Source organism: Amycolatopsis sp. NPDC003865 (genome assembly GCF_053605345.1).
Genome location: NZ_JBSGJA010000003.1, coordinates 125701 through 146265 on the forward strand (window position 1 = coordinate 125701; position 20565 = coordinate 146265).

Genomic DNA, 20565 nt, shown 5'->3' on the forward strand with positions numbered 1-20565 from the left:
GAAACCGGAGGGGGAGACATGGGCGTGAAGGCCGAGCGGGTCGCGCTGGGGATGGTGCTGGGGGTCGCGGCGGCGCTGTGGGGCTGGGCGCTGAGCAGGCCGCTCCAGCCGTACTACGCCGCCGCGGTGCACTCGATGTCCCACGACGTCTCGGCGTTCTTCTTCGCGGGCTTCGACCCGGCCGGCGTCGTCACGGTAGACAAGCCACCGCTCGCGTTCTGGACCCAGACACTCGGCGTGACCGTGTTCGGCTTCCACCCGTGGGCGATCGCATTGGTGCAGGTCATCGAGGGCGTTGCCGCCGTGTTCGTGCTGAACCGGGTGGTGCGCCGCTGGGCCGGCGCCGGGACCGCGCTGCTCGCCGCGGCGCTGTTCGCGCTGACGCCGATCACCGCGGCGATCAACCGCGACAACCTGCCGGACACCCTCCTGGTGCTCCTGCTGCTCCTAGCGGCCTACTGCGTGACCCGCGCGCTCGAGAACCCGCGGTGGCTGCTGTGGGCGGGAGTATTCGTCGGGCTGGGCTTCATGACGAAGATGCTCGCCGCGTGGATCGTGCTGCCGGGCCTGGCCTTGGCGTACTTCGTCGCGGCGCCCGGCTCGCGTGGCCGGCATCTGGCGTGGATCGGCCTGGCCGGCGCGGTGACGCTCGTCGTGTCGCTGGCCTGGCCGGTCGTCGTCACGCTGTGGCCGGGCGCGAAACCGTTCGTCGGAAGCACCACGGACGGCTCGGTGTGGCAGCTGGCATTCGGCTACAACGGCGTGACGCGGCTGGTCGGCGGATCGAGCGGGATCGGCGGCGGCTACGGCGCCACGGTCGGCGCGGCGCTCGGCGGCGGCCCGGGTCCACTGCGGCTCTTCGACGCCGAGGTCGGCGGGCAGATCGCGTGGCTGCTCCCGCTCGCCGTCGTGTCGCTGGTCGTCGCCGCGTGCCGCGCCCGGGGTGCCGCGCCGCAGGTGAAGGCCGGCTGGGCGTTGTGGGGTGGCTGGCTGGTCGTCGGCGCCCTGGTCTTCTCGTTCACCGGCGGCATTTTCCACGCGTACTACACCGCCGAGCTCGCTCCGGCCATCGCGGCGCTGGCGGCGTCCGGGCTGGTGACGGCGTACCGCTGGGCTCCTCGATCGCTCCTGCCGGCCGCCGCCGCGGGGACGGCGGTGCTCGCGTTCGTCCTCCTCGACCGGACGCCCGAGTGGCTGCCGTGGCTGCGGTACACCGTTCTCGCGCTGGCGCTGCTTGCCGTCGTCACGGCGCTTCTGCGGGCTCCGAGCGTGACGGCGGTGGTCGGGTTGGTGGCCGTCGTCGCAGGTCCGGCCGCCTTCGTCGTCGACACCGCGGTGCGGCCGGTCAGCGTGCTGGAGACCGCCGATCCGGGGGCCGGGCCACCGGCGACTTCCGCGGTGCGCACGGTCGTCGGCATCAACACCGGCCAGGGCGCGGAAGCCGGGTACGTCCGGTTCATCGACAGCGCGTACCAGCTCAGCGCGGGGCAGCGGGAAGTGCTCGCGTACGCGCAGACGTCGTCCACGGAGATCACGCTGGCGGTCGAGGGCGGCACGTACGGCGCGGACCCGTTCCTGCTGAACACCGACGCCCGGGTGGCGCCCCTCGGTGGTTATCTCGGCTTCGACCCGGCGCCGTCGGCGACCGACCTGCCGCGGTGGGTGGCGGCCGGGCGGCTGCGGTACGTGCTGCTGCCGCAGGTCTTCGTCGACATCGGCCGCGGCGCCGCCAAGCAGCGGACGGCGGTGGCCGCCGCGACCGACGCCGGCGAGCTCACCGGGCGGATCGGGTGGGAGGCGAAGCACTGCCGTCCGGTGCCGCCGGCGCGGATCGGCCCGGACGCCGCCGGAGCCGGGGTGCTGTTCGACTGCGGGATCAGGCCGTGACCTTGGCCGGGGCGGTCCGGCGCAGCCAGTACAGGCCGACGACCGGCAGCACCAGCGGGATGAACAGGTAGCCCTCGCCGTAGACGGACCAGACGGTCGGGTGCCGGAACGCGGCCGCGTCGACCAGGCTGAGCGTGCCGATGGTCAGCACGCCGAGCAGCTCGATCGAGCAGGCGGCCAGCGCGACGCGCCACCAGGCGTCGCCGCGCTTGGCCAGCGCGATCGTCGCGACGATGTAGACGACCGCGGCGAACGCCGAGAGCAGGTAGGCCAGCGGCGCCTCGTGGAACTTGGTGCCGATCTGGACGCCGGCCCGCGACGTCGCCGCCAGCGCGAAGATCGCGTACACGGCGACGAGCACCCGTCCGGGGCCGGAGGCCGTCCTACGCTGTTGCTCCACTCCACACCTCGTTCAGTCGCAGCACCATCACCGGGATGGCCAGGCAGGCGATGCCGAGCACGACGGTGCTCGACCGGCTCCGCTCGGCCAGTGCCCAGGCGGCCCCGACGGGCAGCACGACCAGGCAGCCGATCAGGTAGGCCAGGTAGGTCGCCAGGCTGCCCGGCCGGTCGCCGCCGGCGAGCAGCACGATGCCGATCACCAGCTGGACGACCAGCAGCGCCTCGACGACCGCGACCCCGATCAGGAGCGGGTTGTCCGGCAGCCGGTTGCGGGCCGACTGGACGAAGCTCCAGAGCGCGACGAGCGTCGCCGCCCCGGCGACCGTCACGGCGAATCCGAAGATCACCCGGTTCCTCCTTCCGGTCCGCCGGCCGCCAACTTACTCCGTAGCGCCGGTGGGTCCGTCTGCCGAGGTGCCCGGGGCGTGGCGTGGGCCACCTGCGTCACTCCACAATGGACAGTCTCGGCCAACGAGGTGTGGCGGCGTCCGGAAAATTGATCACCGGATGGTCTTGATGGCATTCTGCCAATTCGGCGGTCTATTCCGGGTAATCTCTGTGTGGACCTGGGGGAATGTTGTAAAAAGCTTCGTGTTACACCCCGACAGAGTGGTTGGCGATCAGTCAAGAATCACGCTGGGTTCGGCTACCGGCAGGTAAGTGACCTTTTTGCCTACCTCGGATAGCCCAGTTGAACCCCCGGGTTGGCGGATAGGCGCGAGGCCGTCCGGCGTGGGGGAATATTCCTCGTCCCGGAGCCGCGACGCCCCGGGAGAACACACGAAGGGGTATCTTCCGATGGACCTGCGCTACGAAGCTTATTGCTTCGCCGACCCGTTGTTCTATGACGAACAACAGGAAATCGGTGCGCCGGTCGACGATTTCGCGCAAGCGCTGCCCGCGCCGGACGGCTGGATCACCGCCGACCGCGGCGTCTGGCGAGCACTGCGTCCCGAGGGCTGCCTGCTTCCCGGTCAAGGCTGGAAAATCCACGTTTCCGCTGGTCTGGACAACGCGCGGCGCGTGCTCGTGCAGGTGCACGAGTACTGCCTCGAGCACCGGATCTCCTACAAGCACCTCCGCTCGCCGATGATCCTGCTCGCCCGGAATTCGAAATACGCTCCCCGTGACGGCAGCGCCAAGCTGATCACCATTTATCCGGCTGACGAAGACGAGCTGGAGCGTGTTCTGGAGGATCTGGCGGCCCGGCTCGAAGGTGAGCACGGAGCCTATATCCTGAGCGACCTCAGATACGGCGCCGGCCCGCTCTACGTCCGTTACGGCGGATTCGCCGAACAGTGGGTGGAGCACGACGGCAACCGCGTCCTCGCGATCCGCAAGCCGGACGGCAGGCTTGTACCCGACAAGCGGGAACCGACGTTCTCGGTCCCCGACTGGGTGAAGATTCCCGCCTGTCTGCAGAGCAGCGTCGCCGCGCGCAAGGGCGGCGACCCGGCCCAGTTCCCCTACCGGGTGACGCGCTCCCTGCACTTCTCCAACGGCGGCGGCGTCTACCTCGCCGACCCCAAGGCGGGCGGCGACGAGGTCGTCCTCAAGGAAGCCCGGCCGTACGCCGGCCTCGACAAAGCGCGCATCGACGCCGTCGAACGGCTGCGCCGCGAGCACGACGTGCTCGACCGGCTGGCCGACGTCCCCGGCGTGCCCCGGGTGTTCGAGCACTTCACGGTCTGGGAGCACCACTACCTGGCCATGGAGTACATGCCGGGCACCTCGCTGGGCAACTGGCTGGCCCGCAACTACCCGCTGACCAGGCGCGGCACGACGGACGCCGACCTCGCCGCCTACGCCGGGCGCGCGCTGGACGTCATCGCCCGCGTCGAGCGGACGATCGAGGCGATCCACGCCCACGGCGTCGTCTTCGGCGACCTGCACCCGCTGAACATCCTCATCGACGAGGACGACGACGGCCGCATCTCCCTCATCGACTTCGAAATGGCCTTCGACGTCGAGTCCGGCGACCGCCCGGCACTGGGCGCGCCGGGGTTCCGCGCCCCGGCCGACCGCACCGGCTTCGAGATCGACGAGCACGCGCTCGCGGCGTTGCGGCTGTGGCTGTTCCTGCCGCTCTCGCAGCTGACGGAGCTCGCGCCGTCCAAGCTTCGCGGCATCGCCGACTTCGTCGAACGCCGGTTCGCGCTGCCCGCGGGCTACGCGGACACCGCAGTCGCGGTGCTGGCCCCGCGTGACGCTCCCGCGGAGCCGGCACCGGTCCACACCGAGCTCGACCAGGAGAAACCCGACTGGCCCCTGGTCCGCAAGCAGATCGCCGAAGCGATCCTGGCCAGCGCCACACCCGAGCGCCAGGACCGGCTGTTCCCCGGCGACATCGAGCAGTTCCGGGTCGGCGGCGCCTGCTTCGGCGTCGGCGCCGCGGGCGTTCTGCACGCCCTCGACGTCATCGGCGCCGGCCGGTTCCCCGAGCACGAGCGCTGGCTGATCGATTCGGTCCGCCGTGACCCGCCGACCCGGCCCGGCTTCTTCGACGGCAGCTACGGCATCGCCTACGTCCTGGAGAACTTCGGTCACCACGCGGAGGCGACCAAGCTGCTGACGTCGTCCGCACGGCTCGTCGAGCAGACGACCGACCACGCCCTGGAGGGCGGCCTCGCCGGCATCGGGCTGACCATGCTGCACTTCGCGACGGTCCGCCAGGACAACGAGTTCGGCCGCCAGGCGCTGGCCACGGCCGTCCGGCTGGCCGAGGCCCTGGAGACGGCGGCGCCACCGGGCAATTTCGCCCGCGCCGGCCTGCTGTCCGGCTGGTCCGGGCCGGCGCTGCTGTTCATCCGGCTCTTCGAGCGCACAGGCGAGCCGGCATGGCTGTCCTTCGCCGACCAGGCGCTGACCCGCGACCTCGAAGAATGCGTCGAGTCCGACGACGGCTCACTCCAAGTCCGCGACGGCGCGGCCCGCACGTTGCCCTACGCCGGCATCGGCAGCAGCGGAATCCTGCTGGTCGCCGAGCAGCTGGCCCGGCACCGCCCGGACGCCGAAGCCTGCGAGAGCCTCCCCGGCCTGCGCGAATCGTGCCGCGGCGAGTTCGTCATCCATCCCGGCCTGCTCTTCGGCCGGTGCGGGCTGGCGGTCGCCCTGGGCATGGACCCGGATCCATCCCCACCGATCCGCGCGGCGATCGACCTCCACCTGGCGCGGCTCGCCTGGTACGCGGTGCCGTTCAAGGGCGGCCTCGCCTTCCCCGGCAACCAGCTGCTGCGCCTGTCGATGGACGTCAAGACCGGCAGCGCGGGAATCCTCCTCGCGCTCGCCGCCCTCCTGGACGGCAAGGAAGTGCTTCCCTTCCTGGGCGGCACGCCGTCCCCCCAGACCACCGGTCGCTGACCGGCGGACCCCGAAGAAACGAAGGAAGGAACACCGATGGAACTCGTTCTGGACCTGCAGGCCATGGAGACCCCCGAGGTGCTCGACGGCGGCCACGGTGGCGGTGGCGGCGGCACGTCGAACCTCAGCCTGCTGGCCTCCTGCGCCGACAGCACCATCAGCCTGCTGACCTGCCACTGACCTGGCGGATCGCCGGCAAGTAGTGCCGAGGTGAAGGGTGCGGGAGCGGCACAGGCCAAGTGCGCCGCTCCCGCCTCTTCATTCTGGCCCCGGTACCGCCTCGGCGGTACCTCGTCCGAAGGAGTGAGATGCGCGGCCCCGCCGATCGGTTGCTGGCCAGGGTGGCCGGACTCGATCGCCCCCGGCTGGCCGCCGTCGTGGGTACCGCGCTGGTCGCCACCGCGGCCGGCCTGCTCCTTCCCGGCGCGCTCGCGGCAGCGGTCGACAGCGTTGTCGCGGGCCGCCGGAGCTGGCCCGAAGTCTCCTGGCTGCTGATCGTCGGCGGCGCGGAGATCGCGGCCGACGTCGTGGGCGGCATCCTGACCACCCGCGTCACGGCGACGGCGTCCGCGTGGTTGCGCCGCACGGTGTCCGACAAACTCTTCGCGCTCGGCACCCGTTCACGCTTCGCCGAGGGCGACGCGATCAGCCGCCTCACCGGCGACTGCGTCGGAGCCGGCGGCATCGTCACGATCGTCATCCAGTGCGGCTCGATGCTGGTCATTTCGTCCGGCGCCGTCGTCCTGCTCGCGCTCCTCGATTGGCGGCTCGCGCTCGTTTTCCTGGGCAGCATTCCGTTCGCGTTGCTGCTGGCCCGCAGCCATCTCCGCCGCACGGCCGACGACGTGCTCACTTACCAGCGGGTTTCCGGCGAACTCGCGGCCCGGATGGTCGACGCGGTCGCCGGCCTGCGCACGATCGCCGCGTCCGGCACCGCCGACCGCGAAGCCGAGCGAGTTCTGCGCCCCCTGCCGAAGCTGACGCTCGCCGGCCAAGGCCTCTGGCGCACCCAGGCCCGGATGGTCTGGCGCGCCGGACTGCTGACGCCGGCAGTGGAGCTGTCCGTGCTGGCCGCGGCCGGGTTCGGCGTCCTCGCGGGCCGGCTCAGCATCGGCGACGTCGTGGCCACGCTCGGCTACGTCGCCCTCGGCCTCGGCTTGGTCACCCAGATCCCACTGCTCACGATGCTGTCCCGGGCGCGCGGCTGCGCCGAACGGCTCGTCGAGGTCCTCGACGAACCTGAGCCCGTACCCGGCAAGCTTTCCCTTCTGCCTGGCGACGGTTCTGTCGACCTCCGCCACGTCGGTGTCGCGGGCGCGCTGACGCAGGTCGACCTCCGCATCGACGGTGGAACGTTCCTCGCGGTCGTCGGCCGGTCGGGCGCCGGTAAGTCCGCGCTGGCCGGTGTGCTCGGCGGCCTGATCACACCCGACGAAGGCCAGGTCCTCCTCGACGGCCGGCCGCTCGAGCGCATTCGTCGCGAGGAGCTGCGCGCGGTCGTCGGCTACGCCTTCGAGCGGCCCGCGCTGCTCGGCGCCACGGTCGCCGACGCGGTCGGCTACGGCTCCTGGGCCGGCGAGTCCTCCATCCGCAACGCCTGCCGAATAGCGCAGGTCGACGAGGTCGTCGTCCGCCTGCCCGACGGCTACCGCACGCCGTTGACCGAGACACCACTCTCGGGCGGCGAAGCCCAGCGCCTCGGGCTGGCCCGCGCGATCGTGCACAGCCCGCGCGTCCTGATCTTCGACGACGCCACAGCCAGCCTCGACACGGTCACCGAGGCCGCGGTCGAGCGCGCCGTGGCCGGCGCATTGCCCGGCCGTACGCGCGTCGTCGTGACCCACCGCGCTAGCACGGCGGCCCGGGCCGATTTGGTGGTTTGGCTCGAGGAGGGCCGGATCCGCGCGGTGGCTCCGCACGCCGCGCTGTGGCAAGAGTCCGGCTACCGGAGCGTCTTCATGGAGGACGACGAGTGAGCCTGCGCCGGTTGTACTGGTCCGCTCTCGCCGGGCAATGGCGTGGCGGTGTCGTGCTGCTCGTCTGTTCGTTGCTCGAAGGCGTGCCTGCCTTCTTCTCGGGACGGTTGGTCGAGCTGTCCGTGGACCGTGGTTTCTCGGTCGGTGACCCGGCCGTCGGCCTCGGCTGGCTGGCGTTGTTCGGCCTGGCTGCCGTGCTCGGTGCGTTCGGCGCGCGGATGGTGTGGCACCAGCTCGGCAAGGTGGTCGAGCCGCTGCGCGATGCCCTGGTAACCGCCGTCGTCCGCGGCGTGCTGCACGACGAGTGTCCGCCACGCAACCAGCCGGACTCCAGCGGTGTCGCCCGGATCACCCAGCACGTCGAGGTGGTCCGCGACGCGACCGCCGGCCTGCTGGTCCAGGCCCGGGGCATGCTGGTGACGACGGCCTCCGCACTAGCCGGGCTCGTGACGGTCGCCGGCGCGCTTGTCGTCCCCGTCGCGGTGCCCGTGGCCGCTTCGCTGATCGCTTTCGTCTGCCTGCTTCCGTCCCTTGCCCGTCGTCAGCGCGCGCTGGCACTGGCCGACGAGCACACTGCCGCGACGGCTGGTGCGTCCCTGGCCGGGATGCGCGACATCGTGGCCTGTGGCGCCGAGCCCATCGCCGCGCTGGCGATGTACGACGCGGTCGACAAACAGGCGGACGCCGCGATCCGCGTGGCGCGGTCGAGCGCCCTCCGGGCGCTGGTGATTTCGCTCGGCGGGTTCGTTCCCCTGTTGCTCGCGCTCGCGTTGGCGCCAGGCCTAGTGGCTCGCGGTGAACTGACCGCGGGCGCGGCGCTGGGTGCACTGGTGTACCTGGCCACGACGATGCAGCCGGCCCTTCGCGGCCTTGCGGCCACCGCCGGCACCGTCGTCCTCCGGTTGCTCGTCGCCCTCCGCAGGTTGGCGGAGACGGCCGAGCTGCCTGAGGTGTCGGACGGCACGGCGACCCCGCGCGGCACCGACGTCCAGGTTCACGGCCTGACGTTCGGCTGGGGTGCGACGGCCGAGCCGGTGGTCCGTGGGCTGGACCTGAGTCTGCGACCGGGGGAGCACCTCGCGGTCGTCGGGCCGAGTGGCATCGGCAAGTCGACATTGGCCGGTTTGCTCACTGGGATGCTGACGCCGCAGGAGGGCCGGGTACTGCTGGGCGGCGTCCCGGTCCGGGACGTGCCCCCGGCACTCCGCCACGAGCTCGTGGCGCTGATCCCCCAGGAGGCTTATGTCTTCGCGGGAACCGTGCGGGACAACGTCGGCCTCTTTGCTTTGTCCGCTTCGGACGACACGCTGTCGTCAGCTTTGGACGCGGTGGGCGCGGGCGCGTTGCTGCAGCGCCTGGGCGGTCTCGACGCCGAGATCGGTCACGGCGGCGAAGGAATCTCCGCAGGCGAAGCGCAGCTGCTCGCGCTGGCCAGGGTCTACGCCAGTTCGGCGGAATTCGTGATCCTCGATGAAGCCACCTCCCATCTCGATCCGGTGTCGGAAGCCCGCGCGGAACGGGCCTTCGCCGCGCGGGGTGGCGTTCTGGTGGTGATCGCACACCGGCTCTCGTCGGCTCTGCGTGCGGATCGGGTGCTCGTGATGGACGGCCGTGAGACCGCTTTGGGTCGCCACGCCGACCTGATGAGCAGGTCGGCGCGGTACGCGGAGCTCATGCAGGCCTGGGCGGCCCCGGTGACTGGGGATCCAGCCACCGGGGCCGGTTCGGCGGGGAAGGCAGGCGACCGACCGGCCCCCGGTACCGGGGGCCGGCGGCCTGCAGGCAGTGCTGGGTTCGTTGGCGGGGCGCCTACCGGCAATGAACCCGTATCCAGTGCGCCTCCGTCACTGGGCACATCAGCTGCGACCGCCGCCGGGGCGCCTTCCGGCGACGGGGCTGCAGCTGCAGTTGGTCCGCGGGTGGACACAGGGTCCGTGGCCGACATGCCTGCCGGCGACGAACTTGCGCCCGGGCCGCCCTCTCACAACGGTGCCACCGGATCGACGCCTAGGTCGCCATCCGTGTCGCGAGCCGCTCGAGTGAGCTGACCGCCCGTCCACTATGGACCGATCTTGTGCGCTTTCCACTTTATCGGCGTCGAGGGGGTACGGAAGCCCTCGACGCGAATCTGTGGACAACTCGCCGATCTTCGGGGTGCCTGTGGACAACTCGCGATGATCGATCGGTTCTGTCGGTGCCGTCGTGCATGATCGAAAGCGCGGGAAGAAACCGGCACCGTCGATAAGGAGGTGAATGCCGGCGGTGGTTTTCATCCGGACTGCAGTGCTTCCAGCGCCTCCCGCAGCTTGCCGGAGAGCGGTGTCGGCCGGCGGGACTCTCGGTCCACGAAGACGTGCACGAAGTGCCCTTCCGCGACCAGGGACTCGTCGGCGGCGTACATGCCGATCTCGTAGCGCACACTCGACTTCCCGAGGTGCGCCACGCGCAATCCCACCCGCAACGCTCCAGGAAAGGAAACCGATGAGTGATATCCGCAGTGCGACTCGACGCACAGCCCGATCACCTCCCCGGCTTCGATGTCGAGGCCGCCCTGCTCGATCAGCCACGTGTTGATCACGGTGTCCATCAGCGAGTAGTGCACCACGTTGTTGACGTGCCCGTAGACGTCGTTGTCCTTCCAGCGCAACGGCACCGTCTGCCAGTGCGGGTACCCGTTCACCACAGCGACACCGACTCGCGCAGGATGCCGGACAGGTCGTCCGCGGACGCCTCGCGGGGTGCGGTTGCCAGCAACCTCTGCTGCTTCAGCGTTCCCTCGACCAGCGAGTCCACATCGGACTCCGAATAGCCGACGGCGCCGATGCCGTCCGGGATGCCGATCTGCCGCATCAGGTCGATCAGCACCGCGGGCAGGTGGTCGGCGAAGTCGCCGGGCCACTCGAAGTCGGGCGCCAGCAGGCGGGCGACGCGCAAGTGGCGGTCCGGTGCCGCGTCGAAGGTGAAGCGGAACGCGGCGGGCGCGGTCAGCGACACGGCCATGCCGTGCGGCACCATGGGCTCTTCGCCCGGGTAACCGTCCGGGTGGAAATCGCGCACTTGGCCGGCGATCGGGTAGGCGTTGGCGTGTGGGATGTGCACGCCGGCGTTGCCGAAGCCGAGCCCGGCGAACGTCGCGGCCAAGGCCATGGCTTCGCGCGCCTTGAGGTCTTCGCCGTCACGCACGGCGGCGGGGAGGGCCCACGACAGCAGCCGTAGCGACTGCTCGGCGAACATGTCGGCCAGCGGGTTCGAGCCGCAGTACGGCACGCGCTGCTCCGGGCGCTTGCGCTCGAACTCGGTGTACGGCTTCGCTGTGTAGCTCTCCGCGGCGTGGCAGAGGATGTCCATGCCGCTGGCGGCGGTCACGCCAGCCGGCTGGCTGACGGTGAGCCGGGGGTCGACGACGGCGAGAGCCGGGCGCAGCCGCAGATGGCTGATTCCGCTCTTGACGCGCAGGGAAAGCACGTCCAGGACGCAGACCGTCGTGCTCTCCGAACCGGTGCCGGTGGTGGTGGGGACCGCGACCAGCGGCTTCAGCGGGCGATCGGGCGCGCGGCCACCGCCGACCGGCGCGTTGACGTAGTCCATCAGCTCGCCGTCGTTGCTGGTCAGCAGGTTCGCGGCCTTCGCCGTGTCGATCGCCGACCCGCCACCGACAGCCACGAAGGCGTCGTACGGGCCGGTTCCGCGCGCGAAGTCAACCGCCTTCTGCATGCTGACATCGGTGGGTTCGACGTGTACGCCGTCGAAGATCTCGGTCTCGATGCCGTAGCCCGCGATTCCGTCGGCGATGCGGCGCGGCCAGCCGGTCGCGGCTACCCGCGGATCCGTCACGACGAGCACGCGGTGCGCGCCGTACTGGGTCAGGTCGTAGCCGATCTCGTCGCTGGCGCCGGTTCCGTACTTCAACGCCGGTGCGCCATAAGTAAAAACGGTTTCATGTTCGGTCGCGGTCAAGACTGCGGTCCTCGCTCCCTTGATCGGCTAGCAGTCGGTCAAAGCGGACATTCAGTCCATCCTTACCGGGTTTCGGCGAAGATCACTTGACTGCACTGAACGGTGCCCGCCTAAGCTCTCCTCATTAGATACCAACTGGGAGCGACCGTCGCCCAGACGGCCGTGCGGATCCTGACCGAGGCGCGTGTCCGCCGTGTGTACGCGGTGGTCGGTGAGTCCTTCCTCGAGCTGCTCGACGCCCTGCAGCGCGAGCGGGAGATCACCGTGGTCTCGGCGCGCCACGACGCGGGCGCGGCCTTCATGGCCGAGGCCGAAGGCAAGCTCACCGAACGGCCTGCCGTGCTGCTCGCCAGCCGGGGGCCGAGCGCGGCGAGCCTGGCGATCGGAGTCCAAACGGCGTACCAGGACGAGACGCCGATGGTGGTACTGCTGGAGACGCCGGCGAGTGCGCCGGTGCCGTCGTCGTCGGGGGAGCTGCCTACCTCGGACTTAACAGCCATGTTCGAGTCGATCGCCAAGTCGACTTTGCGTGTGACCGACCCGGACAGCCTGCCGAGCCTGCTCGCGCACGCGCTGACGACGTCGCAGGAGGGGCGGCCGGGGCCGGTCGTGCTCGGCGTGCCCTGCGACGTCTGGGGCATGCCCTACGACGCGGCGAAGCCGATGGCGCGGGTCCGGCCGCCGGCTTCGGGCACGCTGGGCCGTTCGGCGGACGCCGTCGCGCAGCTGGTGGACGAGGCGAAGTACCCCGTGGTCATCGTCGGCGGGCGGGCGCGGTCCGCGCGTGACGAGCTGATCGCGGTCGCCGACGAGCTCGCGCTGCCCGTCTACAACGCCTTCCGGCGGCAAGACGCCTTCCCCGAGAACCACGCGCGATATGCCGGCCACCTCGGGCTCGGCATCCCCGCGCGGCAGCTGGACGCCTTGGAACGCGCCGACCTGGTGCTCGCCCTCGGCACGCAGCTCGACGAGGTCACGACCCAGGCTTACCGCTACCCGACGCCGCAGCAGACGTTGGTCATGGTCGGCACCGGCATCGATGTCAGCCCGAAGCGGCGCGGCCTCACCTTCCGGGTTGACTCCGAGGTCGAACCGTTCCTGCGAGAGCTGCGGGAGGTCGCGTCGCCGCGGACGCGACGCGCGTCGGCGGCCAACGCCGCCGTCCACACCTTCATGACGCCTCCGGACACCAGCGGCAACACGCGGGTGCACCCCGTCGACGTCGTCCGCGCGCTGCGGAAGCTCGCGCCCGAGGACACCATCGTCACCAGTGACGCCGGCAACTTCGCGCAGTTCATGCACCGGTACTGGTGCTTCACCGCGCCGCGCAGCCAGCTCGGGCCGAGCAACGCCGCGATGGGCTACGCCGTGCCGGCCGCGGTGGCGGCGAAGCTGGCCGAGCCGCGGCGGACCGTCGTCGCCATGGTCGGCGATGCCGGTACGTTGATGACGGGACAGGAGATCGAAACGGCCGTCCGGTACCGGGCGCCGGTGATGGTCGTCGTCTTCCAGAACGGCGTGCACGGCGCCCTCGCCATGCACCAGGCCCGCATGCACGGGCGGCTGTCCGGGGTGTCCATCCCGCTGACCGACTTCGCGTCGTGGGCGCGTGGACTCGGCGCGGCCGGGTACACGGTGGACGACCGGGAAGAACTCGAGCCGATCATCGCCAGCGCGCTGGTGCGGCAGCGGCCGTGCGTCATCGACGTGCGCACGGACCCGGACGTCGTGACCCCGGACGTGCGGCTCTCGGCCCTGCTCGGGCAGGCCCGTCCGCAACCTCCCGCCCAGTAAGGGTTTTGCTCGGTTTCGCTTCGGGAAACGCCGGGAAAGTTGTGTGGTAGCACAGCGATGGCTCGGGTAACCTGACGGTGTTCCGGTGGTGGTTCGCCGCTGAACGTTCCCGGCCGGGTCCCGGCGGGAGACAACCGGTTTCTGTCGGTGCCGCATGGCACCATCGCGGTCATCACCCGCAGGGAAGCGGGTAGGGAACGAGGGGAGTTTCGACGTGACCGATCACCAGCACGCATCCGAAGCAGCGCGGAAGTCCTCCGGCGTCGTGCCGGTGCTGTTCAGCGCCAGTGCCGAGGCCCACGACGACGCCGTCGTCGCGGCGGAGCACGACACCGCCTGGCGGTCGCCGTTCGGCGCGGAAGGGCTGCGTCCGGCGAGTGGCGAATAGCTCACCCCGCCCGGGTGAAGACAGCTTGTCCGCCCTGCTCAAGGTGTGCTTTACTGCTCAAGGTCTCGATTTTTGTGTTCGTGATGAGTCACGCTCGCAGAACTCAGCGGGCGTAGTGTCTCCTCGCCGAGGAAGCAAACCGTCCGGGTGTTGACCCGGGTCGCCGAAGTGGCTTCCTGTTTTGGTGTTGCATTTGGAGATTTTTGATGACTCAGGGCACTGTGAAGTGGTTCAACTCCGAGAAGGGGTTCGGCTTCATCACCCCCGACAACGGTGGCGGCGACGTCTTCGTTCACTACAGCGAGATCCAGGGTAACGGCTTCCGCACCCTCGAGGAGAACGCTCGCGTCGAGTTCGAGATCGGCCAGGGCCAGAAGGGCCCGCAGGCCACGTCGGTCACCGTGATCTGACTTTGATCTTGGGAAAGGGCCGTCACTCGTTCGGGGTGGCGGCCCTTTTCGTATGCTGCGCACCATGATCGAGCACGGTTACACCGTCTCCGGGATGAGCTGCGGACACTGCGCCCAGTCGGTCACCGAAGAACTCACCGGCCTGCCGGGAGTGACCGAAGTGGACGTCGACGTCGCGACCGGCCGGGTGATCGTCCGCGCCGAGACGGCGCTGGCGGAGGACGACGTGCGTGGCGCGGTCGACGAGGCCGGTTTCACCTACGAAGGCACGGCGAGCCTCGTCTCGTAGCCCGCCGTTGGGGCTCGGAATCAGTTGGTTCTTCTCCGGCGGTCCGCTCTCCAGGTTGGACAGTCCATTGGAGATCGACACGCCGGTGTGACGTTCCGCTCAGCGACCCCGCTTCGGCTAGTGGGCCAGGTCCGCGCGGGGTTGTGGCGCGGCTGGCGCCGAAAAAGTGGCTCCGGCGAGCAGGGGCGGGCTGCTGCAGCAGGCACAGCGGCCGGCACTGGCGGGCAGAGCGGCCGGCTGCGGCGGGCATAACAGCTGGCACTGGCGGGCACAACGGCTGGTTGCGGAAGGCATAACGGCTGGCTGCGGCGACAGCGGTACGCGTGGGCGCGGCGAAGATGACGCGGCGGCCATAGAGGCAATGCGGCTGGCACCGGAGCTGCGGCGGCCGCGAGTTGCACGACCGGACCCGGAGCTGCGGCGGCCGCGAGTTGCACGACCGCACCCGAAGCTGCGGCGAACAGCAGATCGATGCGGCGATGACCCAAGCCGCGCGGTCGGTGCAGTGCCCTCAACCTGCACACTGCAACGCCCTGCAACCCTTCCGCTACCACCTGCCCCCAGTATCTCCTGTCCTCCAGTGTGGTCTCAGGAGGTCAGGTTGGGCGAAACGGTGGCGGGGATCGTCGCGAATCCGGCTTCGGGGCGGGACATCCGCCGGCTGGTCGCGCAGGCTTCCGTGTTCCCCACCGCGGAAAAGGCGAACATGGTCCAGCGGCTGCTGGCCGCCTTCGCCGTCACCCGGCTCGACCGGGTGCTCGTCTCCACCGATCTCGGGGGCGTCTCCGCCGCCGTTCTCAAAGCTCTCGGGCGCGGCGGGACCTGGCCCGACGTCGAATTCTGCGACGACTACCCCCTCACCGGCACCGCCGCCGACACGACCAACGCCGTGCGGCGGATGGTCGATGCCGGGGCCGGGGTCATCGTCGTCCTCGGTGGGGATGGCACGGCCCGTGTTGCCGCCGCTGCCTGCGAGGACGTTCCGATCCTCGCCCTCTCCACCGGGACCAACAACGCGTTCCCGCAGATGCGGGAGGCGACCGTCGCCGGGTTGGCGGCCGGGCTCATCGCCTCCGGACAGGTCGATCCCGATCTCGTCACCCACCGCGTCAGCGTGCTCGAAGTCGTCACCAAAGCCCGGCGGGAGATCGCCCTCGTCGACGTCTGCGTCTCGCTCAGCCGGCACATCGGGGCGCGGGCGCTGTGGGATCCCTCCTCGCTCACCGAGCTCTACTGCACCTTCGCCGAACCCGACGGCATCGGCCTCTCGAGCGTTCCAGGGCAACTCTGCCCGAGCCCGCGGTCGAGCCCGGACGGCGTCGCGCTGCAGCTCGGGCCCGTCGGGGAGACGCCCTACGTCGTGCACGCCCCCATCGCGCCCGGGCTCGTGCGGCCCGTCGGCGTCCGCGGGTGGGGCGTTCTCGAACCCGGCGTGCGCGTCGAGCTCGCCGCGGCCGGAGGTGTCATCGCCCTCGACGGCGAGCGCGAACTCGAACTCAAGACCGGCGAGAGCGCCTTCGTCGAGCTGAAACCGGACGGGCCGTGGGTCGTGGACGTCCGGGCGGCGATGGCGGAGGCCGCCAGGAAAGGGCTGTTGCGCACGGAAACCGAGCTGGGGAAGGAGCGCCGAAGATGACGGACACCCTGCGGGAGGCGTACCGCGTGATGCGCACCATCCGGGCCTTCGAAGAACGCGTGCACGAAGAGTTCGCGACCGGCGAAATCCCCGGGTTCGTGCACCTCTACGCCGGTGAGGAGGCCTCGGCCGCGGGGGTCTGCGCCCACCTCGACGACCGCGACGCCATCGCCGGCACCCACCGCGGCCACGGCCACTGCATCGCCAAGGGCGTCGACGTCAAAGCCATGATGGCCGAAATCTACGGCCGCAAGACAGGATCCTGTCAAGGCAAGGGCGGCTCGATGCACATCGCCGACCTCTCGAAGGGCATGCTCGGCGCGAACGGCATCGTCGGCGGTGGCCCGCCCCTCATCTGCGGCACCGCCCTCGCCGCCAAACAACAGCACACCGGCGGCGTCGGCGTCGCCTTCTTCGGCGACGGCGCCGGCAACCAGGGCACGACCCTGGAAGCCCTCAACCTCGCCTCGGTCTGGGACCTGCCCGCGATCTTCATCGCCGAGAACAACGGCTACGCCGAAGCCACGGCCAGCACCTGGTCCGTCGCCTCCGACAACATCGCCGACCGCGCCGCCGGGATCGGGATGCCCGGCGTGATCGTCGACGGATTCGACTTCTTCGCCGTCCACGAAGCCGCCGGCGAAGCCATCGAACGCGCCCGCGACGGCGGAGGCCCGACGCTCATCGAGGTCAAGTTCACCCGCCACTTCGGGCACTTCGAAGGCGACCTCGACTGCCTCAAGCGGTTCCGGGACCGCGTCACCGACAGCGGCGAGCTGGCCCCGAACATCCTCGACGACATCGACGCCGAGGTCGCGAAGCTCATCGAAGACGCCGTCTCCGACGCGAAAGCCGCACCGAAACCGACGAAGGACGACCTCGAAACCGACGTCTACGTCTCGTACTGAAAGAGCAGGCCATGGCACGCACGATCAGCTACCGCGAGGCCGTCAACGAGGCGCTCGCCCAGGAGATGGCACGCGACGAGTCGGTCATCGTCATGGGCGAGGACAACGCGGGCAGCCCCGGCGAAGACGACGCCTGGGGCGGCGTCCCCGGCGTCACCAAGGGCCTCTTCCACAAGTTCCCCGGCCGCGTCCTCGACACGCCCAGCTCCGAGTCCGCCTTCGTCGGCGCGGCGATCGGCGCCGCCACGCGCGGGCTACGGCCGGTCGCCGAACTCGTGTTCATCGACTTCATGGGCGTCTGCTTCGACCAGATCTTCAACCACGCCGCCAAGTTCCGGTACATGTTCGGCGGCAACGCGCGCACCCCCGTGGTGATCCGCACGATGTACGGCGCCGGCCTGCGCGCCGCCGCGCAGCACTCCCAGTGCCTGTACCCGATCTTCACCCACATCCCCGGCCTCAAGGTCGTCGTGCCGTCGAGCCCGTACGAGGCGAAAGGCCTGCTCATCCAGGCCATCCGCGACGACGACCCGGTGATCTTCTGCGAGCACAAGGCCCTCTACGACACCTGCGGCGACGTGCCCGAGGACAGCTACACGATCCCGTTCGGCGAGGCGAACGTCGTCCGCGACGGCGGTGACGTCACGATCGTCGCGTTCGGCCGCATGGTCGCCATCGCCGAAGAGGCCGCCGACGAGCTCCAGAGCAACGGCATCGAAGCCGAGATCATCGACCCCCGCACCACCAGCCCGCTCGACACCGAGACGATCCTGGACAGCGTCGAGAACACCGGACGCCTGGTCGTCGTCGACGAAGCCTCGCCGCGCTGCAACCTCGCCACGGACGTCTCCGCGCTCGTCGCGAAGGAGGCGTTCGGCTCGCTGCGGGCCCCGATCGAGATGGTGACGCCGCCGCACACGCCCGTCCCGTTCTCCGACGCGCTCGAGGACCTCTACATCCCCGACGCGCAGAAGGTCGTCAACGCGGCGAAGGCGGTCGTGGAGTACCGGCGCTGAGTCCCCGGCGAGATTGTCGCCACCTTCCGATCAGCGGACCGAAAAGGCAGACTGAGGCGGAGCGCAAGGAGCGACGGTTTGGGTCAGCGAGACCTCGAGGCAGCGTTGCCGGCCGGGGCGGACCCCCGGCGGCACGCCCGTGTCCTCGCCCAGGTGCACGAAGCGGCTCTGTCGGGCAAGGAACTGCCCAGCAGGCCGCGGCCGGTCGTCGACGCCTCCTGGCAGCGCATGCGCCGCCTCGGCATGGACCCCGACAGCCGCGCCGCCGCGCCCGTCCTGACCGTCGAACAGCTGGAAGCGAGCCGTCGGGCCAGCGGGCTCGCCGAAGCGCTGCCGACGCTGCGCGGCGGCCTGACCAGCGTCGCCGAGCAGGCCGCGCACATCATGGTGATCGTCGACGCGGGCGGCAAAGTCCTCTGGCGCGACGGCAGCGCCGCGATCCGCCGCCGCGCCGACGGCCTCGGCTTCGTCGAAGGCGTCGACTGGCAAGAAGAATCCGTCGGCACCAACGCCATCGGCACCACCCTCGTCGCGCGCCGCCCGGTCCAGATGTACGCCGCCGAGCACTACGTCCGCTCGCACCACTCCTGGACCTGCGCCGCCGCGCCGCTGCACGACCCGCGTGACGGGCGGCTGCTCGGCGTCGTCGACCTCTCCGGCCCCGCCTCGACCGTCCACGCGACGACGTTGGCGCTGGTCGACGCCGTGACGCGGCTCGCCGAGTCCCAGCTGCGCACCACCCACCTCACCGAACTGGAACGCCTGCGTGGCTTCGCCGTCCCCGTGCTCGCGAAGGTCGGCGGCCGCGCCGTCGTCGCCGACGAACACGGCTGGGTCGCCGCGGCCGCCGGGCTCGCCCCGGTCGACCGGATCGCCCTGCCCGCCAACCTCGCGCCCGGCGGGGTGTGGCTGCCGGCGTACGGCCACTGCGCGGTCGAGCCCGTCCCCGGCGGCTGGCTGATCCGCCCCACCGAGACCGACGCGGCCTCGCCGACCCGGGTCGTCCTCGACGTCCGGTCGCCGCGCGCCCCCGAACTCACCGTCGTCGGCGAGGCCGGCACCTGGACGCACCGGCTCAGCCCCCGCCACGCCGAAATGCTGTACGTCCTGGCCAGCCACCGCGACGGCCGCTCGGCGTCCGAGCTGTCCTCGGACCTCTTCGGCGACGCCAGCCGCGCGGTCACCGTCCGCGCCGAGATGTCCCGGCTGCGCCGCCACTTCGGCGGCATCCTCGGCGCGAAGCCCTACCGCTTCGCCGACGACGTCGAAGTGCTGGTCCGGCGGCCGCCGAGCCCCGAAGCCGTGCTGCCGCACTCGCTCGCCCCGGCCATCCGCGGCTGATCACACCCGGGAGGATGGGGCCGTGCCGAACCGCCCCCTGCTCCCGGACACCATCGCGCCGAGCTGGCTCGTCGTGCAGGTCCTCGGCACGCTCTTCGTCGCGGGGACCCTGCTCACCGCGCGCGAGCCGAACCCGTGGATCTGGGCCGCGTACGGCGTCTCGAGCGCCTGCTGGCTCGGCTTCGTCGCGCTCGCGTCCCGGCGGCCGAAGACGGCGGCCGTGCTGCTCGCCGTGGCCGGCGCGCTGCCGGCGGCGCTTGTCGGCCGGGCCGCGGACTCCTCGGCGATCCTGATGGCCGTCATCCCGCTCGGCCGGCTCGCGGCGCTCACCACGGTCAGCGTCGGCGCCATCGTCGGGACCGGCCTCCTGGAGGTCGCGCTGGCGGTGACGGCGCACCTCGTCGCCGGGCACTCCCTCGGCGCCGCGCTCGCCGACGCCGCCGTGATGCTGCTGCTCGTCCTGGTCGGCCTCAACCGCCGCCAGTACGAAGTCCAGGCCGGCCAGGCCGAGGCGCTGCTCGAACAAACCCGGCTCGCGCAGGCCGAACACGCGCGCGCCGCCGCGCTCGACGAACGCACCCGCATCGCCCGCGAGATCCACGACGTCCTCGCGCATTCACTGGGAGCGCTGGGAGTCCAGCTCGAACTCGCCGAAGCCCTCCTCGCCGAACGGTCCGATGTGGACGGTGCGCTGCGGTCGGTCCGGCGCTCGCGCCGCCTGGCCGCCGACGGGCTCGCCGAAGCGCGCAACGCCGTCGCCGCATTGCGCCGGGACGTCCCGCCGCTGGCCGAGGCGCTCGCCGCGGTGGCCGCCGAGCACGCCGCCAACCACCGCGTCGAGGTCGGTTTCACGACGGCGGGCGAACCCAGGCCGCTGCCGTCCGCCGCCGTCGTCGCGCTGGTCGGCGTGGCGCGGGAAGCGCTGACGAACGCGGGCAAGCACGCGCCCGGCGAGGAGGTCCAGCTGCGGCTGGAGTACGCCGCCGAAGAGGTCCGGCTCGATGTACGCAACGAGCTGAGCGAATTCACTCGGACGAGTGAAGGTTTCGGGTTGGCCGGCATGCGCGAGCGGCTCGCCCTCGCCGGTGGCACGCTGGAATCGGGCGCCGAGGACGGTTACTGGCGCGTAGTAGCGGAGATCACGGGCTGAGAGATCACGTGCTGGTGACGGCGGGTGGTGCCCATGCCCGCGCGCCTGGCC

General features: G+C 70.9%; 18 protein-coding genes. 14 read left to right on the plus strand and 4 right to left on the minus strand.

What is annotated here, in order from left to right; all coding sequences use genetic code 11:
• The first annotated feature begins 18 nt into the window (after positions 1-18).
• Positions 19-1887: an ArnT family glycosyltransferase gene (locus ACWEVP_RS09135; RefSeq protein WP_452062080.1), complete on the plus strand. Its 1869-nt coding sequence runs from the start codon at positions 19-21 to the stop codon at positions 1885-1887.
• Here the strand turns inward: ACWEVP_RS09135 and ACWEVP_RS09140 are convergent.
• Positions 1877-2248 (minus strand): hypothetical protein, encoded by a 372-nt coding sequence (locus tag ACWEVP_RS09140; protein ID WP_364463428.1) that lies wholly within the window; start codon positions 2246-2248, stop codon positions 1877-1879. The two genes, ACWEVP_RS09135 and ACWEVP_RS09140, sit on opposite strands and share 11 nt — an antisense overlap.
• 22 nt (positions 2249-2270) lie before the next feature.
• On the minus strand, positions 2271-2636 hold the full coding sequence (locus tag ACWEVP_RS09145) for a hypothetical protein (protein WP_372671513.1): 366 nt from the start codon (positions 2634-2636) through the stop codon (positions 2271-2273).
• A gap of 451 nt (positions 2637-3087) precedes the next feature.
• On the opposite strand from ACWEVP_RS09145, the gene lanKC reads away from it, so the two are divergent.
• The 4 genes from lanKC to ACWEVP_RS09165 all read left to right on the plus strand — a co-directional run bounded on the left by lanKC (position 3088) and on the right by ACWEVP_RS09165 (position 9673).
• On the plus strand, positions 3088-5649 hold the full coding sequence (lanKC, locus tag ACWEVP_RS09150) for a class III lanthionine synthetase LanKC (RefSeq protein ID WP_452062081.1): 2562 nt from the start codon (positions 3088-3090) through the stop codon (positions 5647-5649).
• Positions 5650-5685: 36 nt separating this feature from the next.
• Entirely contained in the window at positions 5686-5829 is a 144-nt protein-coding gene (locus ACWEVP_RS09155; RefSeq protein WP_086673630.1) for a SapB/AmfS family lanthipeptide, read from the plus strand.
• 128 nt (positions 5830-5957) lie between these two features.
• Entirely contained in the window at positions 5958-7625 is a 1668-nt protein-coding gene (locus ACWEVP_RS09160) for an ABC transporter ATP-binding protein (RefSeq protein WP_452062082.1), read from the plus strand.
• Positions 7622-9673, plus strand: a complete 2052-nt coding sequence (locus ACWEVP_RS09165) for an ATP-binding cassette domain-containing protein (RefSeq protein WP_452062083.1) — start codon at positions 7622-7624, stop codon at positions 9671-9673. Before ACWEVP_RS09160 ends, ACWEVP_RS09165 begins: the two co-directional genes overlap by 4 nt.
• Before the next feature lie 221 nt (positions 9674-9894).
• On the opposite strand, the gene ACWEVP_RS09170 is transcribed toward ACWEVP_RS09165, so the two are convergent.
• Both ACWEVP_RS09170 and ACWEVP_RS09175 read right to left on the minus strand, forming a co-directional pair.
• A complete protein-coding gene (locus ACWEVP_RS09170) occupies positions 9895-10308 on the minus strand; it encodes an acyl-CoA thioesterase (RefSeq protein ID WP_452062084.1) in 414 nt (137 codons plus the stop codon).
• On the minus strand, positions 10302-11582 hold the full coding sequence (locus ACWEVP_RS09175; protein ID WP_452062085.1) for a hydroxyacid-oxoacid transhydrogenase: 1281 nt from the start codon (positions 11580-11582) through the stop codon (positions 10302-10304). The genes ACWEVP_RS09170 and ACWEVP_RS09175 overlap by 7 nt, the downstream gene beginning before the upstream one ends.
• A gap of 135 nt (positions 11583-11717) precedes the next feature.
• Here ACWEVP_RS09175 and ACWEVP_RS09180 point away from each other — a divergent pair, with 135 nt between their 5' ends.
• From ACWEVP_RS09180 to ACWEVP_RS09220, 9 genes are all read left to right on the plus strand, one after another.
• Entirely contained in the window at positions 11718-13376 is a 1659-nt protein-coding gene (locus ACWEVP_RS09180) for a thiamine pyrophosphate-binding protein (protein WP_452062472.1), read from the plus strand.
• A 214-nt stretch (positions 13377-13590) separates the two neighbouring features.
• Positions 13591-13764, plus strand: coding sequence for a hypothetical protein (locus ACWEVP_RS09185; RefSeq protein ID WP_452062086.1), 174 nt, complete (start codon positions 13591-13593; stop codon positions 13762-13764).
• 206 nt (positions 13765-13970) lie between these two features.
• Positions 13971-14174: a cold-shock protein gene (locus ACWEVP_RS09190; RefSeq protein ID WP_004563013.1), complete on the plus strand. Its 204-nt coding sequence runs from the start codon at positions 13971-13973 to the stop codon at positions 14172-14174.
• A 64-nt stretch (positions 14175-14238) separates the two neighbouring features.
• Complete coding sequence (locus ACWEVP_RS09195) at positions 14239-14463, plus strand: heavy-metal-associated domain-containing protein (protein ID WP_452062087.1); 225 nt, start codon at positions 14239-14241, stop codon at positions 14461-14463.
• A 601-nt stretch (positions 14464-15064) separates the two neighbouring features.
• Positions 15065-16099 carry an ATP-NAD kinase family protein gene (locus ACWEVP_RS09200; RefSeq protein WP_452062088.1) on the plus strand — a complete coding sequence of 345 codons (1035 nt, stop codon included), beginning with the start codon at positions 15065-15067 and terminating at the stop codon, positions 16097-16099.
• The gene (locus ACWEVP_RS09205) at positions 16096-17007 is read left to right on the plus strand and encodes a thiamine pyrophosphate-dependent dehydrogenase E1 component subunit alpha (protein ID WP_452062089.1); all 912 of its coding nucleotides are present in this window, start codon (positions 16096-16098) and stop codon (positions 17005-17007) included. Before ACWEVP_RS09200 ends, ACWEVP_RS09205 begins: the two co-directional genes overlap by 4 nt.
• Positions 17008-17018: 11 nt before the next feature.
• Positions 17019-18023, plus strand: coding sequence for an alpha-ketoacid dehydrogenase subunit beta (locus ACWEVP_RS09210; RefSeq protein WP_452062090.1), 1005 nt, complete (start codon positions 17019-17021; stop codon positions 18021-18023).
• A 78-nt stretch (positions 18024-18101) separates the two neighbouring features.
• Positions 18102-19364, plus strand: a complete 1263-nt coding sequence (locus tag ACWEVP_RS09215) for a GAF domain-containing protein (protein ID WP_452062091.1) — start codon at positions 18102-18104, stop codon at positions 19362-19364.
• 22 nt (positions 19365-19386) lie between these two features.
• On the plus strand, positions 19387-20514 hold the full coding sequence (locus ACWEVP_RS09220) for a sensor histidine kinase (protein ID WP_452062092.1): 1128 nt from the start codon (positions 19387-19389) through the stop codon (positions 20512-20514).
• Positions 20515-20565 lie beyond the last annotated feature (51 nt).

Bases quoted from the DNA above. Each gene is read 5' to 3' on its own strand.
- ACWEVP_RS09155 (WP_086673630.1), top strand. From the start codon at position 5,686: ATGGAACTCGTTCTGGACCTGCAGGCCATGGAGACCCCCGAGGTGCTC.
- ACWEVP_RS09210 (WP_452062090.1), top strand. From the start codon at position 17,019: ATGGCACGCACGATCAGCTACCGCGAGGCCGTCAACGAGGCGCTCGCC.
- ACWEVP_RS09160 (WP_452062082.1), top strand. From the start codon at position 5,958: ATGCGCGGCCCCGCCGATCGGTTGCTGGCCAGGGTGGCCGGACTCGAT.
- ACWEVP_RS09190 (WP_004563013.1), top strand. From the start codon at position 13,971: ATGACTCAGGGCACTGTGAAGTGGTTCAACTCCGAGAAGGGGTTCGGC.
- lanKC (WP_452062081.1), top strand. From the start codon at position 3,088: ATGGACCTGCGCTACGAAGCTTATTGCTTCGCCGACCCGTTGTTCTAT.
- ACWEVP_RS09205 (WP_452062089.1), top strand. From the start codon at position 16,096: ATGACGGACACCCTGCGGGAGGCGTACCGCGTGATGCGCACCATCCGG.
- ACWEVP_RS09135 (WP_452062080.1), top strand. From the start codon at position 19: ATGGGCGTGAAGGCCGAGCGGGTCGCGCTGGGGATGGTGCTGGGGGTC.
- ACWEVP_RS09195 (WP_452062087.1), top strand. From the start codon at position 14,239: ATGATCGAGCACGGTTACACCGTCTCCGGGATGAGCTGCGGACACTGC.